The sequence below is a fragment of the Salicibibacter halophilus genome (assembly GCF_006740705.1).
GTDB lineage: Bacteria > Bacillota > Bacilli > Bacillales > Marinococcaceae > Salicibibacter > Salicibibacter halophilus.
Genome location: NZ_CP035485.1, coordinates 2,945,516 through 2,961,874, shown reverse-complemented (window position 1 = coordinate 2,961,874; position 16,359 = coordinate 2,945,516). Strand labels below are relative to the sequence as shown.

The window sequence follows — 16,359 nt, the reverse complement described above, 5'->3', positions numbered from 1 at the left end:
TCCGATAGCCGGTACTCATAACCGTGAACGCTTTTATAATACTCCGGATACATCTCCCCTTCACATTGTTGGCAGGCAAACATAGGTGGGACACTGGGGTCGCCGGGATCCCTTTCGTCAAAATCGCGTACCACTGTGTAAGGGATCGCTTCTTGTTCATGACACTGTAAACAAAGAAAGTTGACGGTCTTGGGATGCCGGTTCTTCGAGGGTTTCTTCTTCTTTTTTTGTTTCTTTTTTCGGTGTTTCGATACGGGGGACATGACCGACCTCCCTTTCCAAATAGCTTCTGGCTGTTTCACCCAAGGCGACTTTAACCACTAATCGCCCATTCTCAAGACAGACTTCTCCCTTGTACTCAAAGTAGTTATCGCATTTGGGACACCGCAGAGGATCCTTATGTCCGCTGGCCATGACCCGTTCTCTCCAGGTTTGGCGGCTCAGGGTTCGCTTGACCTGGGTGATCCACTTCTTCTTCGTTTTTTGCCAGGCCGCCAGTACCTTTTTACTCAAGTTTTTCGTTCTTCTCGAGTATAGCCCGTAATGGCGGATCGTTTTAAACTGTTCATCCGGAATATGACGGATCAGACGCATGATAAAGGCCTCGACACTTATCGTTTCATCCTTCTCTTTTCCGTCCATTTTATCGTGATACGTAAACGTCACCATTTGCCCGTCATAGGCCTCGATCCGATTGATGCCAATCGCCGGTCGACGCATATAACGGCCAATATACCGGAGTTGGTCTTGCACCTTTCCCCGGTGTTTAGGGGCATAGATATAAAAGCCCTTTCCGTTTTTGGAAAACGCTTTTTGGAGACGCGCTTGCACACGTTTCTTGTCCTTTCCGGATAAATGCTTGCGAATCAGCTTCAAAACAACGGTTTGCCATTGTTTGCGAAGCATCTGGAAGGGGAGAAAATCATACGTTTTCCATGCCCCTTTCTTTGTCATCCCGCCCATTGTCACCAGCATGTGAATGTGGGGGTTGAAATTGACTTGGGAGCCAAATGTATGTAACCCCACCATGATCCCCGGGGTCACTTTGCCTTTCTTCTCGAAGTATTCTTTGATCAGCCGTGCACCTTCATCCATCATTGTTTTCAATAGTTCCCGGTGGAGAAGAAACACGTCTCGTAGACCTTCATCGATGGTCAAAATCACATGACGATGGTTCACCTGGAACACATCTTCCATGAGCAGACGACTCCATTCCTCGCTCTCGCCGATCGAACAAGTCGTACAAAATCGACCTTTACAACGATAGGGAACTTTTCGGGTCTCATGGCATCCTTCGCATACAAAGAGCTTGAATCCGTTCTCAGGATTCCCGCAATCCCGGAATTTTCCCACTTCTTTATGGACAATGGGGCGGATACGATCCCCATGTTTTTCGACAAATTGTTCCCAATGTTGATGGTGGTCAAAGAATATACGTCGAAGAATATTAGGTTCCATACCTCCACCCTAACACATTCCCCGGCATAGAAGGGGCCAAAATTTATACTTTCTTATCTTTAAAAAAAGAACCACCTATTGGCGGTTCTTCTTTGATCCTACAAGATCAATTCCGGCACTAAGGCCTTGTTTTAGCAGATCCTGCAGTTTTTGGTAGATACACAACCCGTCGGTTGTGTGAGACAATTTAATCATATAACAGAAAAAGATTCCTGTCAAATTATTATATAATTTAAATTTGAAAGTCGTTGAGGCTAATAATCCTGGGTGTCAATAGCCACTTATCGACTAACCACGTTAATTTTTTCTCGCATACCAAACAACCGGATACGCTAAAGCAATCAGAACCAGCACAAACACTATAACGCCGCCCCAGTGAAAGGAGGACCAAAAGAATCCGCCGATAGTCCCTGCTATGCTGGAGCCGAGGTAATAAGCGAGCAAATACAAGGAAGACGCTTGCGCGTTGTGATGTCCCGCTTTCTGGGTTACCCACGCGCTTGCAATGGAGTGAGCCCCAAAAAAGCCGAACGTGAAAATAATAATCCCGATGAGTTTCATCGCCAGCGGGTTTCCTAACGTCAGCACTGCTCCCAACGCCATGATCGCGATAGAGACTTGGATAACTGCGGGTTTTCCAAAAACGTCTGCTTTTCGTCCCATATAAATAGAGCTGAACGTTCCCGCCAGATAGACGATATAAATGGCTCCGATGAACGATTGGCTCAATTCATAAGGAGGTTCCATGAGCACAAAGGCAAAATAATTGTAGAGGGCAATAAATCCTCCCATCAAAATAAACCCAAGGCTGATCAACACAATTAATCTTTTATTAAAAAATAAATCGGTATAATTCCTTAAAATTTCGTTTGGCGCCAATGTATGCTCGGCTGAATTTTTAGGGTTTGGCAAAAAGAAAATAAATAAAATGCTTAAGATTAACGCCAATAAACCGATGGAACCTAAAGCAATCCGCCAGTCAAAAAGATCGGTAAACAAACCTGCCAGCAGGCGACCGCTCATCCCTCCGATGCTCGAGCCCGCGATGTAAAGGCCCATCACTTTTCCCAGCACCTTCGGATCAAACTCCTCGACAACATAGGTCATGGCTATCGCCGGAACACCCGCCACAACAACCCCTAATAACGCCCGCAAGAAAAGCAACGTCATGAAATCAGGACTCATTGCAGTAAATAAACCGATGAGTGATGTCATAAACATCGATAAGACCATCACCCGTTTTCGGCCGAAGCGGTCCGACAGTGGAGCTGCTACCAGTAAGCACAGAGCAAGCAAGCCCGTCGTAAATGAAACAGCCAGACTCGCGACAGATGCTGAAACACCAAAGTCATTGGCAAAAATCGGCAAAAGCGGCTGCACGGTATAAATGGTGGCAAACGTAACAAGCCCGGCAAAAAAAAGCGCCAGACTCGCGAACTTATATGTTTTCGTTCCCTGTTGAATGTAAGACAATGCAATTCCTTCTTTCCAATCTATATTGTAATCTTTTAAAGAAGGCATGTCTAACAGAGATAAAAAACTTCTTGACAAAGTTGTGGAAATAGAGAATGATTAAGCAATGTGCTCGCTGTACAATACATTTAAAAGGGTGAAAGAATGAAGCTTGAGGATTTGAAAAGAAAAGTAAATATACCCGTCTTTGTCATCAGCGGCGGTTTATTGGTTTTATTCGTTGTTATGTCTTTTGTGTCTTTTGAAGGAGTTGCTAATTTTGTCAACACGGGCTTTGATCTTTCCATCGCCTATTTTGGCGCTTTTTGGCAACTGTTATTGTTAGCCACATTCATTGTTGGGGCTGTTTTGGCCATTTCAAAATATGGAAAAGTTCGTTTGGGAAATGAAGATGAGCCTCGAATAAGTTTTTTTAAGTGGGCCGCAATACTCGTTTCTTCGGGATTAGGCGCAGGGGGGATTTTTTGGGCAGCTGCTGAACCCATTTATTATTTTACGGAAGTCCCACCGATGCACACCGGTATCGCTGACGGCTCACAAGAAGCAGTAGGAGTCGCCATGTCACAAAGTTATATGTCATGGGGATTTACCGCATGGGCTGTTTACGGAGCAGTTAGTGGAATGGTCATCATGTATGCCCACTACAATAAAGGGCTGTCGCTAAAACCGCGAACATTGTTATATCCGGTCTTCGGCAACAAAATCGAGCATAATAAATGGGGCATAGCCATTGATGTATGCTGTATTTTAGGAGCAGTTGCCGGTACAATTGGAACCGTTGGTTTTTTTGGATTCCAATTAAGTTATTGGTTGGAGCATTCTTTTGGAATTCCTGATGGGTTATTAACCCAAATGCTTGTAATTGGATTACTGATTACAATTGTTACCATTTCTGCAGTCACGGGCATTTCTAAGGGTATCCAGTTTTTAAGCAGAATAAATATTTGGTTGATATTTCCGGTCGGAACTTTAATTTTACTTTTAGGTCCGGGAGCTTTTATCATTGATACGTTTATATCTTCCTATGGGACTTATGCATCCGAATTTTTAAATATCCATACGTTCCGGGGAGACCAAGAATGGTTAGGGTTATGGATGTTGTTTTTCTTTGGTTGGTTCATTGGCTATGGCCCGCTAATGGCGATGTTGGTTGCCAGGGTATCTCGCGGAAGAACCATTCGGGAGGTATTTTTTGTCGTATCGATTGTAGCCGCGCTCGTGTCCAATGTTTGGTTTACCGTCCTGGGAGGAACGGGTATTTTTTACGAATTGCAAAATACGGGTTCCGTCAGTGAGCCCTTAATGGAAAGCGGATTGCCGGCGGCCGTCATTGCCATTTCAGAACAATTGCCTTTAGGCGGTTTAATGGCTGTTCTTTTAGCTATCTTAACCATTTTATTTGTCATTACCACTGCAGATTCCATGTCGTATTCGATATCGATGTCTGTGACCGGTCAAGGGGACCCACCTAAGCTTATCCGGGTTTTCTGGGCAGTCATGATCGGTGTTATCTCGATGATTTTGATTAATATCGGGGAAGGTAGCATAGATGCGATCCAATCGTTTATCATCATTACGGCTGTGCCCATTTCAATCATTATATTACCGCTTCTATGGGGAGCTCCTAAAATAGCGAAGCAGATGGCCATTGAACAAGGGATTGAAGAGCAAAAGAAAAAAGAGACTAAAAATCTGTGAAAAAAAGACCGAGTGCAGCGCCTTGCCTGCACTCGTTTTTTGCTTCCTTATTCAAATAAGCTGCTTACCGACACCTCATTATGCACTCTGTGTATCGCGTCTGCCACGAGCGGCGCAACAGAGAGGGTAGTGATCTTGTCGATCATTTTTTCCTCGGGTAGCTCGATCGTGTTGGTCACGACGAGTTCTTTGATCGGGGATCCGTCGATGCGGCTGATCGCGGGACCGGAAAGAACCGGGTGCGTGCAACAGGCATAGACGGCATTGGCGCCGTTTTCGATCAGAGCATTGGCAGCGGATGTGATCGTGCCGGCAGTATCGATGAGGTCATCAATAATGATGGCATTTTTGCCTTCGAACTCGCCGACGATATTCATGACTTCGGCCACGTTCGGCTGCGGGCGCCGCTTGTCGATGAACGCGATTGGCACATTCAGCTCGTCGGCCATTCTGCGGGCACGCATAACGCCGCCATTATCGGGAGCGACAACCACAACATCTTCCAACTGTTTCTCTTTAAAATAATCCGCGATGATCGGCACGCCCAATAATTGATCAACGGGTATGTCAAAGAATCCTTGAATTTGAGGCGCGTGCAAGTCCATGGTGATCACCCGGGTTGCGCCGGCGGCTTCCAGAAGATTGGCGATCAATTTCGCGGTAATCGGTTCCCGGGAGCGCGCCTTTCGATCCTGTCTCGCGTAGCCATAATAAGGAATGAGTACATTGATCTTTTTTGCCGATGCGCGCTTTAATGCATCCAGCATAATCAATAATTCCATTACGTGTTCGTTCCCCGGTTGGGCTGTCGATTGTACGACGTAGACTTCACACCCGCGGACGCTCTCCTCGATGCTCACCTGGATTTCCCCGTCACTGAAACGTTTGACGGAACTTTTTCCGAGTTCACAGCCAAGGTGTTCGACTACTTCGTTCGTGAGTGCAGGATTGGAACTTAATGTAAAAATTTTAAATGAATCATTTAACGAATAGCTCATGATTTCTCTCCTAATTGTGTAAATTGACCGGTGTCACTGCTTTTTTTCCATTGAGACCTTCAATGAGATTATCCGCGGCTAAATCGGCCATCGCGCGTCGCGTTTTTACACTGGCGCTGCCAATATGCGGGACTGCCGTGACGTTCGACAACGTTAAGAGCGGATGGTCCGTTGGAACGGGTTCTTGTTCATAGACATCAAGTCCGGCGCCCCAAATCTCGCCATTGTTGAGTGCGTGATAGAGCGCATCTTCATCAACGATACCACCGCGGGAGGCATTAATCAAAATCGCATTCTCTTTCATTAAAGCAAGTTCCCGCTTCCCAATCAAGTGATGACTTTCTGAACTGTAGGGCAAAAGGAGGAGAGCAAAATCAGCCTTTGTGAGTAGCTGGTCCAATTCCGCGTATCCAATGTCCAGCTCCGACTCTTTGTCTTTTTTTCTCGTTCGGCTATGGTAGAGCACGTCCATTTCAAAGCCCTTCGCGCGCTTCACGACTGCTTCGCCGATTCTGCCAAGGCCAATGATGCCGAGCGTTGCGCCGAATATGTCCTGACCGGTGAACTGCATCGGCGACCATGCGCCCCACTCTCCTTTTCTAAGCGTATCCGACGTTTCCGTCAAACGGCGCGCGGATGCCATTAAGAGCGCGAACGCGAGATCGGCAGTCGTTTCCGTCAAGACGTCAGGCGTGTTCGTGACTGTAATGCCGTTAGCAGTGGCGGTTTCCACATCAATATTGTTATACCCGACGGCCATGTTCGCGACAACTTTTAAATGTTTCCCTGCTTGCAAGATTTCTTCATCAATCTTTTCCGTGATCATGCAAAATAACCCATCGACGTCTTTGATTTCTTCCAGCAACGTCTCTCGTGGCACCGGCTTGTCTTCTTCGTCCCATGACCGTACATCAAAATGTTCAGCGAGTCGCGACTCAATATCTTCCGGTAATTTTCGAGTAACATAGATTTTACGGGGCAACGTTTTCACTCCCATTGATTTTTTCTTTTACTATTATAGCATTGATGGAGGAACAATTTTAGGTGTATGGAGGGATAGAGATGAAATTGAAGGGAAAAGTCGCGGTCGTCACCGGTGCTGGTTCAGGTGTGGGGCGAGCGATTGCTCAGCGTTTCGCTCGGGAAGGGGCAAAAGTTGTTGTTTCCGATAAAAATATCGACGCGGCAAAAGAAACGTTATCGAGCATTGAGGTGAGTGGCTGGGTGGCATTTGCGCATCGGGCAGACATCACGCGGGAAGAAGACGTTGAGCATTTGATTGACGCAGCGATTGAACATTTCGGGACGTTTGATATTCTCGTGAATACCATCGGGATGATGGATGATACGGTCCCGGCTGCCGAAATCACTGACGAACGCTGGCACCGAGTTCTCGATGTAAACACCACCGGCATGATGCGAACGATCCGTAAAGCCCTTCCTATTTTTATAAAAAAGCAGCAAGGCGTGATCATCAACATCGGGGGCTTCGCAAACGGGGCCGGATTTGCTTCTATGGCTTCGATGCACGCGGTGCTCGGCATGACAAAAAACGTCGGCTTTCAGTACGGGAATGAAGGCATCCGCTGTAACGCGATCGCGCCTGAAATCGACGTGGAACTTGACTCGTCCGGCGAAGAAGTAGCCGGGATTGCCCTTTTTCTCGCTTCCGAAGATGCCGCTTTTGTGAACGGCGAGGTAATTCGAGCCGACGCGAGTGGCTGAGTTACTGACCATCGTACTTCGGACAAGTTTGCAGAGAACCAACGGAAAATTGTCCGAACCAAAGGTAACTTCGGACAAATCTAAGGAGCGTCAGCGGGGAAATGTCCGAACCGGTACTCACTTCGGACAACTTTGACTCAAAGCAAGTAAAATTTGTCCGAACCAAGGGTCAGTTTGGACATTTTTAAGGGAGACTATCGTTGAATACGATATAAAGATGGGCTGATTGCCGGAATTATATCGCTTAACAGCTTTATACGATATAAAAACAGAGCGATCGCCGATATTATATCGTAATGCTGCTTTATGCAATATAATCTCAGAGTAATCGACGGGATTATATCGTAAACAGAAAAAAACAGCACGCACCCGGCCGTTCGCCGAATGCATGCCACCCTCATCACGATCAACCTAGCACCGCCCGATCATTCGCGAGTTGCTCTCCGCGGATCTTTTGGAATTCATTAAGCAACTGCTCGATCGTGAGTGCTTGCTTTTCGTCACCGGAAGCTTCAAAAATGATTTTTCCTTTATCCATCATGATTAAGCGATTGCCAAGATCCAGGGCTTGCTGCATATTGTGCGTGACCATTAACGTCGTCAGCCGTGTTTCTTCGACGATGTCTTTTGTGATGCCAGTGATCAGTTCCGCACGCGCGGGATCCAAAGCGGCGGTATGTTCATCAAGCAAAAGAATCGACGGGGTCGTAAACGTTGCCATCAGCAAAGACAACGCTTGGCGTTCCCCGCCGGAAAGGAAACCGACTTTCGCCGTGAGGCGATCTTCCAGTCCGAGGCCGAGGCTCTCGAGTTTTTCTTTAAAATAATGCTTTCTTTTTTTCGTCACACCAACGGAAAATGCAGAACGCTTCTTTGTGCGGCTATAAGCCATCGACATGTTTTCTTCGATCGTCATTGATGGTGCCGTTCCGGCCATGGGATCTTGAAATACACGGCCGATAAACATCGATCGTTCATATTCGGCAAGCTTCGTCACGTTTCGTCCATCGATTTCCACGGCGCCGACGTCCGGTGTCAATTTACCTGAAATCATGTTCATGAGCGTTGACTTCCCCGCTCCATTACTGCCGATCACCGTCACAAAATCCCCGGGGTCCAGGGTTAGATTCACGTCCTCGAGAGCGGTCTTTTCGTCAATCGTCCCTTCATTAAAAACTTTATAGATCTGACTTAGTCGAAGCAGAGCCGCCCCCTCCTTTGAATTCCTGTTTCAATTGACGCGCTTTGCGGGATCTGCGCCGCCGTTCGTTTTGATTTTCGAGCATTTTTGGAATGACCAGGGCGCCGACCACGATCACCGCGGTGATTAACTGCATATCGCCGGTTTCCAGGAAGTCCACCCGAAGGGCCAACGCCACAACCATGCGGTAGATGACGGCACCGCAAATCACGGCGAGGGTAATTTTAAAAACAGATCCTTTTCCAAAGAGCGCTTCTCCGATGATGACGGAAGCGAGCCCGATAATAATCATCCCAATCCCCATGTTCACATCGACAAAACTGCTATACTGCGTGACAATGGCCCCCGATAGCGCGACAAAACTATTGGAAATACCTACGCCCAATATTTTTAAGCGGTCGGTGTTTGCCGACAGACTGCGAATCATATCCGGATTATCTCCAGTCGCCCGCAGGGCAAGACCGACTTCGGTTTTTAAAAAATAATCGGTAAACGCTTTTACAAAAACGACAATCAGAATGGCCAATAATAAAACTGCCCATGTCGACGGGATAAACGGAATGCCGACGGCGGCCAAGGCGCCATTTACCCAACCATCGATCGGGAGAGCAGCCCAAAAATCAGAAAATATGGAAATGATCGTGGTGTCATTCATCAAAGAAATGTTCGGACTGTTTCCCATGATCCGCAAATTAATCGAATACAACGCGATCATCATTAAAATCCCCGACAACAGCGGATTGATTTTCCCTTTCGCATGCAAGGTACCCGTGATGCAGCCGGCGATGAATCCAGCGATGAGCGCGGCGATCGTCGCTACAATCGGCGAATACCCGCCGACAATCAGAATGGCGGCTACCGCGCCGCCGGTCACAAAACTGCCGTCTACGGTCAAATCCGGAAAATTAAGCACCCGAAACGACAAATAAACGCCGAGGGCCATAATTCCATAGATGAGTCCAAGTTCAATCGAGCCAAAGATGGCGGTGAACATGCCTCTTCACCTCGACTTCCTATTCATTAATAATTTCGTCCGCAAGCTCATCCCAGCTGTCGTCCCAATCGATCCGCTCGGCGGCCCCTTCATTAAAGACAAGCTCCAGTTCCGGCGGAAACTCCACGGCCAACGACTCCGGATCCGCTTCCCCGTTCAAAACATCGACCGCCATTTCTCCCGTTACATAGCCGATATCATAGTAAGAAAACCCGAAACCGGCAAACCCGCCTGCTTCCACGGAATCAAGCTCACCGACAAACAGTGGCAGCCCTTCATCTTCAGCCACCCCGATGACGGAATCGAGTCCCGAGACGACTTCATTGTCGGTAATAATGTAAAACGCATCGATCGAGCCCACTAGACTCTCCGCGGCACTTTGTACATCAGCGGACGTTTGCACGGTCGCTGTTTGCACATCCATCCCGGCTTCTTCGGCAGCTTCCTCAGCCAAGCTTACCTGATACTCCGAGTTTTGTTCACCAGCGTTATAGACCATGCCAATCGTCTCCACATCCAACTCATCACCCATCAATTCTACCGATTGCGAAATGGCATCGGGATGCAAATCCATCGTTCCCGTCGTGTTTCCGCCCGGCGCATCAAGCGTCTCAACAAGCTCTGCCCCTTCCGGATCAGTGACAGACGTAAACATAATTGGAATATCATCGGTGGACGACGTCATGATCTGTGCCGCAGGTGTGGCATTTGCGAAAATTAAATCTACATCGTCGCCCACAAACGTATCCGCGACCGTCTGTAGAACGTTCATATCACCGCTTGCGTTTTGATCGTCATACACGACGTCAAGATCGGCTTCCTCGACCGCATCTTTAAACCCTTCCGTTGCCTGATCCAACGACGGATGATCGGCATACTGCACGACACCGATGTCATAGCTTTCTCCATCCGCTGCGTCCCCGTTCTCTTCACCGGCCGCTGCATCCTCTGTTTCTTCATCCCCACAGGCACTCAGCAATGCTGTGAGCAAAACAATCGACCCTACCTTGAACATCCCTTGCTTTTTCATTTCATCACTCTCCCTATAGTTCTTTATTACTTCAACGGTTTCATTTGTTAAAGTACATTATAAACATTTTGTATAAAAATTCAATGGAATTTTAAATCGAGCTGTTTGTGCTGTACCGATTTTTCGCTTTAGGCATAAAAACGAGAGGCAGGTTCGCACCCTTTTGCATTTGCGGACTCACTTGACGCTCGGCAAACATTATGAGTCCGCTAAACTCAATCCTGAGAACTCATATGTGCTCCAGGTAACACATAGAGTCCTCAAAACCCAATATCGAGGGCTAATCTGATTGCGTTTATGTTTACGCCTCTATTTTTTCGGGTAATGGTATGATGGACCTAAACAAAGGAGTGAAGCTCTATGGCTAACAATAAAAAAATCTTGATGGTCGTCACCAACGGCCAGGAAATGAGCAACGGACATTTTGCCGGCATTTGGCTATCGGAATTCGCCGAGCCGTATGAGGAATTGCGGGCAAATGGGTACGAGGTTACTGTCGTCAGCCCGAAAGGCGGCGAATCTCGCATCGATAAAAACAGCTTGGAAAATGACACCATCCCGGATGGCTGGCAAGAGATTGCCCGTCTTTTGAAAAACACGGAAGCGATTGATAACGTGAACGCCGATGACTACGAAGGCATTTTCCTTCCCGGCGGCCATGGAACGATGTTTGATTTCCCCGATAACGCAAAGCTTCATTCTTTGCTTCGCAATTTCGCGGAAGACGGAAAATCGATCGGAGCCGTCTGCCATGGACCTGCCGGATTGGTTGGCGCTACCCTGAACGACGGAACACCAATCGTGAAAAATAAAACCGTTACGGCATTCACCGATTCCGAAGAACGTGGCGTGCAACTGGAAAACGAAGTACCTTTTATGTTGGAAAGCAAACTGAGAGAGCTCGGCGCATCATTCGTCACCGCCGAAGATTGGGCGGAAAACACGCAAACCGACGGCAAGCTCGTCACGGGCCAAAACCCGCAATCGTCCATTAGCGTGGCCAAGCAATTGGTGAAAACTTTAGAAGCGTAAGTGTTCCACTGGGGCGTGTATTTAAAATATACATGCCTTTTTTGTTTAGCCCGCTACACTCTAGGGAAAAATAAACCAGCAATTTAAACAGACTGAGGTGTAGCAGGTGTTTGACTTATTCGATCTTCTGCGGTTGCTCGTGTCGGCTTTTTTTATTTTGCCTATTGTATCCATCATTCGTGAATCGGGTTACTATATTGTCGCAACGCTGCTTGGCGCGAAAAATAAACATATTTACGTAGGTGCCGGCCCCGTTTTATTTCGTTTACCTTCCATAGAAATACGCCGGTATTTTTTTATGACGAGCTGGATCACGTACGATGAAATTCAAAAGGACCATAAATTCTGGCATATTTTGATTTATGCTTCGCCGATGCTCAGCAACATTATCGTAGCGGCAATCATCAATTTTTTGCTCGGTGCCGAACTTTTGGGCGGGGAAATTTTTTGGAATACATTTTTATTTTATTCGTTTTATTTCGTCCTTTTTGATGCCTTGCCTGTCTATCAACCCGATGGACAGCCGACCAATGGACGAGCCATTTATGACGTCATTCGCCATAACCATTGGCATACCTCAGAGAGAAGCTACGACGATCCCAACCACCCTGCCGCGCGGACGAAAGAACAGGAAGAGACAATCAAAAACCGGGACAGGGATGTGGAGCGAAGGGATGATGGTTGATCCTGCTCTTCTCGTCTAATACAATAGCACTTTAACGGTTTAAAGAGAGGAAGGTCCGACGTGGAAAATAAAGCAAGTCTTCGTGGTTCCCTGTTGGTTTTATTGATCGTCATGCTCGTTCTTGGTTTTAGTATCCTTTATTATGGGACAGCCCCTCACATTCCAATTTTAATCGGCGCGATGATCGTTACGATTTATGGGTTCTTGCTCGGTTTTAAATGGGATGAGATGGAAAAGTCGATCGTTAATGGCATCGCGCAAGGAATCGCCCCGATCCTGATTCTCAGTTTAATCGGGACACTCATTGGCGTCTGGGTATTGAATGGCACGGTTCAAACCATTACATATTACGGTTTACAGCTTTTATCTCCCGCTACGTTTCTCGTTTCCGCCGTGGTCATCACCGCGATTGTGGCGACGATGGTCGGGAGTTCGTTAAGTGCCATGGGTACGATTGGTGTCTCGCTCATGGGGGTTGCCTACGGGATGGATGTGTCACCGGCAATGGCCGCGGGCGCGATCGTGAGCGGCGCGATGTTCGGCGATAAATTGTCGCCCCTCTCAGACACGACCAATCTTGCCGCAGCAACAGCAAAAACAAACATTTTTGAACACATCCGCCATATGTTATGGACGACGATACCGGCGCTTATCATAGCATTGATTATTTTTGCTGTGATTGGATTTGCCACAACGCAAGGGGCAGCAGACACGAGCCAAATCGAAGAAATGATGGCCGTTTTGCAATCGGAATTTACGATTAGTGTCGTAACGCTTTTATCTCCACTACTTATTATTGGTTTGGCTGTCGCGAGGGTGAAGCCAATCCCTTCATTGGCGATGGGGCTTATCGTCGCGGCTTTGACGACATTTGTAACCGCACCCGGAAGTACACTCGGGGATATTATGGTAGCCGCCCACTCCGGCTTTGCCGTGGAAACCGGTTTTGCTCCGATTGATGAGCTACTGGACTTGGGTGGCTTGGAAGACATGCTCTTCGGGATATCGCTAATTATTATCGCGCTTGCATTCGGCGGGATTATTCAAGGAACTGGCATAACCGAAGCGTTAATAACCGGGATGCAGAAGGTTCTGAGAAGCCGGGGCAACACGATCGCCTCCACGTTGGCCTCTTGCCTTGGTGTGAACGTCGCCACAGGGGAACAATATTTATCGATTATCCTCCCGGGACAGATGTATGAAGATGCCTATAAACGTCACAACCTTCATCCAAAAAACCTCAGCCGAACGATTGAAGACGGCGGCACCATCCTGCACCCCCTCGTCCCATGGGGCGTCATCGGAGCATTCGTCATGACAACGTTGAATGTCGGGATGGATTATGTGTTCTTTGTTTTCCTTAGTCTTGTGACGCCATTTATCGCGCTGTTTTATGCGTATACGGGATGGACGTTGGCGAAGAGGGATGATGATTCGTCGTAAGCTAGGCAACCGCTCACAGCGGTTGCCTAATCGGTGTTTGGCTGATATATCGTCGGTTTTGGCTGATATAATCCCTTTTTTGGCTGAAAAATACGATGACTTCATACGGATGACCGCGGTTTCATTCTTAGATTGACGTCACATACTTATTTCCATATCATCAAAGCGACTTTGAGCATGCAGTGCATCCATTTCGTAATCGGCAATAAAGCTTTCCCAATGCATACGTATAATCAAACCCGGCCACAGGCCTGCTGGATGTGGCCGGGTAAGTTTAGCTTTATTGTGGCAGTCATTGACTGCCACATAAAAGTTTTCATGTTATTCCCATTCCTGTACTAATGCTTCAGCTTGACTATTCAGCTCATCAAATGCCTCTTGGGAGATCAATTCATTGTCGAGCTGATGGTCAAGTAAATCGTGAAATCCTCCCATGTGTTGGACTACTTTTTCCACAGCTCCTTGATCTTCATAGTGACCGACAGCTGTCAAATGTCGCAATAAGGAGTGGGATGCTTCTTCATTAGCAAATGCTCCGCTTTCATCAAAATTCGCAACAAGGGTTTTTATACTTTCGGCACTGATTGGTTCATCATCTTGTTCACCGCTTCCAGTAACCGTTAGATCGCGTATCGTTCCGATGTCGTCAAATGACCCAAAGCCAATACGTCCGGAATCGAAGGTCGTATCATTAGCTGTCATTAACGGTTCTTCGGACCCCTCCATATAAACTGCAATATCACCGGTATCGGCATCATGTGTTATCCGCACTTGATTAAATTCTTGATCAGTAATGGCCGGAGGGGGCCTTCCGAGCCGTCCCATTGATCATCAATCCGCTCTCTATCACCATTGTTGACAACAAAAATACCGTTATGAGCGTAAATGCCATTGTCTTCTGATAAGTGGGCATAGTAGAACTCCGTGTCGGATTGATAGCCAAAAATCATTATCACATCGCGTCCAATCGGTTCAGGAACATCGATTCGTACATCAGCATCGATTTGAACAGAACTGAATTCCGGCCCTTCTGTTAATATTGCGTACTCAGAAGGACGTCTTGGACCCGGACGTTCTTCTCCCGCTTCCACAAGGATAACTTCTTCACCGGTAAACTCCCATTTTTCCGGGGTGATAGGGTCCCACTCTTCCTCATTCATTACATCCGTTACTACATGCTTGGCGTCCGACACTTTCCATATTTCACCATTTTGTTTTGACATCACATACAGTTCTCCATCAGCATCTTGACCAAATCTGAAATCAACTCGAGACGCATCGTCACCGGCTAATTCAAGCATGGTCACATTTTCACCTTCATTATCAAATAGATCCAGCGTATAAACGCTTGCATCCTCGCCCTCACTTTGCAATTCCTCAACATCGGAATAGTAAACGGTACCGCTTACGACATCACTGAAGATATATTTTCCCTGCAATTCCGGAATTTCTTCACCACGGTAAACGAAGCCTCCTACGACTGCGTTTACATCTCTCGGATTATCTAGCTCAATCACTGGATAAGTGAACCCAAACCTGTCATCATCTTCAGGAAGAGGATATACATTCTCGGGGTCTTCCCAATCAAATCTAAATGAACCCTCTCGCTCGTTCCATCCAAAGTTATCTCCCGCTTCGACTTCATATACTGAGTCCACTCTTTGTTCACCAATATTTCCTAGGAACATTCGTGCTTCTCCCTCATAATCATCCCAGCTAAAGCGATGCGGATTACGTAATCCTAGTGCGTAGACTTCATCCAATGCGTCAGATTCCTCTATGAAAGGATTCGTAGACGGAATGCCGTATCCATTGCCGTCCTCATCCGTATCTCTCGGATTAATTCGCAATATTTTTCCTTGCGGCTTGTTCTTATCCTGTGGAACGGTTGAAAAGTCAGGGACTGATTCTCCATCACCTGATCCAATGTAAAGTAAACCATAATCTTCGTCCCCGGGCTCAGCTGTGGTATTAAAATCAATCTGCTGTATTCCGTGGAAGTGCGTAGAGTATCCAATCCGCAACACTTCACGACTTGTACCACTAAACGTATCTTCATCAGGATCATCAGCTGTCCATTCCGTCACTATCCCATGAAACTCTGTGTCTTCCGGATAAGGCAGGTCAGGTTTTTCTGACTCGAGGGCTTCTCCCGCTTCAGTGTGTACTGTGTAAAAAACACCATTATCAGCGAAATCGGGATGGAATGTGACAAAGCCAAAGCCTGTTCCTAATCCCGGGGAGTCTACAAAATCAGGGAATTCATTCTCAATATCCAGATACTCGGTTGGCTCCCCATCCTCCACTAAATACATTGGCCCATTAAGATCAGGCACGGCTAAACGTCCTGAGTCATCAGGAATTTCACTTAAATAATTGATCCTAGCCTCAGGCGCCGAGTCACTGGATGGAGGAATGCTAGTGAATTCTTCCAGTGTAATACCCAATCCTGAATGGCGCGGTTCCTCGGGAACCGGATCCGAAACCGGTTGATCCTCACCTTCCTGGGCGTTCCCTATTTGACTGCCTCCCATGAATGCCACAATGAGTAATCCCATGCTAACCTGATACCATGGTCTTTTTCTCATTATCAATCTCTCTTTTCAGTAAATTTTGAATAAT

Annotated in this window: 15 protein-coding genes; 5 read left to right on the top strand and 10 right to left on the bottom strand. The window is 47.1% G+C overall.

Annotation, left to right across the window (positions count from 1 at the left end):
- Nucleotides 1-156: 156 nt before the first annotated feature.
- The gene (locus EPH95_RS14385) at nt 157-1,458 is read right to left on the bottom strand and encodes an IS91 family transposase (protein WP_142086246.1); all 1,302 of its coding nucleotides are present in this window, start codon (nt 1,456-1,458) and stop codon (nt 157-159) included.
- 297 nt (nt 1,459-1,755) lie between these two features.
- Nucleotides 1,756-2,931, bottom strand: a complete 1,176-nt coding sequence (locus EPH95_RS14380) for an MFS transporter (RefSeq protein WP_142090741.1) — start codon at nt 2,929-2,931, stop codon at nt 1,756-1,758.
- A gap of 144 nt (nt 2,932-3,075) precedes the next feature.
- Between EPH95_RS14380 and EPH95_RS14375 the strand changes: the two genes are divergently transcribed.
- Nucleotides 3,076-4,629, top strand: a complete 1,554-nt coding sequence (locus EPH95_RS14375; protein ID WP_142090740.1) for a BCCT family transporter — start codon at nt 3,076-3,078, stop codon at nt 4,627-4,629.
- A gap of 47 nt (nt 4,630-4,676) precedes the next feature.
- Here the strand turns inward: EPH95_RS14375 and EPH95_RS14370 are convergent, their stop codons facing one another.
- Both EPH95_RS14370 and EPH95_RS14365 read right to left on the bottom strand, forming a co-directional pair.
- Nucleotides 4,677-5,627 (bottom strand): ribose-phosphate diphosphokinase, encoded by a 951-nt coding sequence (locus EPH95_RS14370; protein ID WP_405127391.1) that lies wholly within the window; start codon nt 5,625-5,627, stop codon nt 4,677-4,679.
- Nucleotides 5,628-5,637: 10 nt separating this feature from the next.
- Complete coding sequence (locus tag EPH95_RS14365; RefSeq protein ID WP_142090738.1) at nt 5,638-6,624, bottom strand: 2-hydroxyacid dehydrogenase; 987 nt, start codon at nt 6,622-6,624, stop codon at nt 5,638-5,640.
- 65 nt (nt 6,625-6,689) lie between these two features.
- Between EPH95_RS14365 and EPH95_RS14360 the strand changes: the two genes are divergently transcribed.
- Nucleotides 6,690-7,352, top strand: coding sequence for an SDR family oxidoreductase (locus tag EPH95_RS14360; protein WP_142090737.1), 663 nt, complete (start codon nt 6,690-6,692; stop codon nt 7,350-7,352).
- 406 nt (nt 7,353-7,758) lie between these two features.
- Here EPH95_RS14360 and EPH95_RS14355 read toward each other — a convergent pair whose 3' ends face one another.
- From EPH95_RS14355 to EPH95_RS14345, 3 genes are read right to left on the bottom strand one after another with little or no spacing between them, the layout of a single operon-like run.
- Nucleotides 7,759-8,556 carry an ABC transporter ATP-binding protein gene (locus EPH95_RS14355; protein WP_142090736.1) on the bottom strand — a complete coding sequence of 266 codons (798 nt, stop codon included), beginning with the start codon at nt 8,554-8,556 and terminating at the stop codon, nt 7,759-7,761.
- Entirely contained in the window at nt 8,531-9,547 is a 1,017-nt protein-coding gene (locus EPH95_RS14350; protein ID WP_142090735.1) for an ABC transporter permease, read from the bottom strand. The genes EPH95_RS14355 and EPH95_RS14350 overlap by 26 nt, the downstream gene beginning before the upstream one ends.
- 19 nt (nt 9,548-9,566) lie before the next feature.
- Entirely contained in the window at nt 9,567-10,577 is a 1,011-nt protein-coding gene (locus EPH95_RS14345; RefSeq protein WP_142090734.1) for an ABC transporter substrate-binding protein, read from the bottom strand.
- 360 nt (nt 10,578-10,937) lie between these two features.
- Between EPH95_RS14345 and EPH95_RS14340 the strand changes: the two genes are divergently transcribed.
- The 3 genes from EPH95_RS14340 to nhaC all read left to right on the top strand — a co-directional run bounded on the left by EPH95_RS14340 (nt 10,938) and on the right by nhaC (nt 13,737).
- The gene (locus tag EPH95_RS14340) at nt 10,938-11,609 is read left to right on the top strand and encodes a type 1 glutamine amidotransferase domain-containing protein (protein ID WP_142090733.1); all 672 of its coding nucleotides are present in this window, start codon (nt 10,938-10,940) and stop codon (nt 11,607-11,609) included.
- Between the two features lie 106 nt (nt 11,610-11,715).
- Nucleotides 11,716-12,294 (top strand): hypothetical protein, encoded by a 579-nt coding sequence (locus EPH95_RS14335; RefSeq protein WP_142090732.1) that lies wholly within the window; start codon nt 11,716-11,718, stop codon nt 12,292-12,294.
- A 60-nt stretch (nt 12,295-12,354) separates the two neighbouring features.
- On the top strand, nt 12,355-13,737 hold the full coding sequence (nhaC, locus tag EPH95_RS14330; protein WP_227003928.1) for a Na+/H+ antiporter NhaC: 1,383 nt from the start codon (nt 12,355-12,357) through the stop codon (nt 13,735-13,737).
- Nucleotides 13,738-13,875: 138 nt separating this feature from the next.
- Here nhaC and EPH95_RS18940 read toward each other — a convergent pair whose 3' ends face one another.
- From EPH95_RS18940 to EPH95_RS14320, 3 genes are read right to left on the bottom strand one after another with little or no spacing between them, the layout of a single operon-like run.
- Nucleotides 13,876-14,043, bottom strand: coding sequence for a hypothetical protein (locus EPH95_RS18940; RefSeq protein WP_160141783.1), 168 nt, complete (start codon nt 14,041-14,043; stop codon nt 13,876-13,878).
- 15 nt (nt 14,044-14,058) lie between these two features.
- Nucleotides 14,059-14,508, bottom strand: coding sequence for an FIMAH domain-containing protein (locus EPH95_RS14325; RefSeq protein WP_142090731.1), 450 nt, complete (start codon nt 14,506-14,508; stop codon nt 14,059-14,061).
- Entirely contained in the window at nt 14,499-16,295 is a 1,797-nt protein-coding gene (locus tag EPH95_RS14320; RefSeq protein WP_227003927.1) for a PQQ-dependent sugar dehydrogenase, read from the bottom strand. The genes EPH95_RS14325 and EPH95_RS14320 overlap by 10 nt, the downstream gene beginning before the upstream one ends.
- Nucleotides 16,296-16,359 lie beyond the last annotated feature (64 nt).